Here is a 447-nt window from a genome sequence, read left to right on the forward strand (position 1 = left end):
GCTTGATGTCTCCGGACACCTTGTAGGTCTTGCCGCTGGCCTGCGGTTCGCCGGCGTCGAAGGCCTTCATCGAGATGTCGCGACGGACCAATTTCTCCTTGAACACGTCGACCGCTGCCTTGACGCGCTCCTCGGTGCTGGAGGTGAGTTCGATCACTTCTTCGCCCTTCCAGGCGATGCTGGTGTCGGTGCCGCGGAAGTCGAACCGGGTGGACAGTTCCTTGGCGGCCTGGTTGAGCGCGTTATCGACCTCCTGACGGTCGACCTTGCTGACGACGTCGAAGCTGGAATCCGCCATTGGACGCCCCTCCTCTTCCCTCGATAATCCTGCCGGTTTGTAACTTAGGTACATCCTCGTTGTACCCTGCTAGTCGCACCAAACCGGAAACGGGGCGGGGCGACACCAGGCAGATTGCCCGAGCGGCCAATGGGAGCGGACTGTAAATC

1 protein-coding gene is annotated in these 447 nt (G+C 60.9%); it reads right to left on the reverse strand.

Features of this window, described 5'->3' with window-relative positions; all coding sequences use genetic code 11:
- Positions 1 to 298 (reverse strand): nucleotide-binding YajQ family protein (locus RM704_RS44775; protein ID WP_311593629.1); only part of this gene is annotated, 298 nt, incomplete at its 3' end.
- Positions 299 to 447: the final 149 nt, after the last annotated feature.

This window comes from Streptomyces gottesmaniae, assembly GCF_031845845.1.
GTDB lineage: Bacteria > Actinomycetota > Actinomycetes > Streptomycetales > Streptomycetaceae > Streptomyces > Streptomyces akebiae.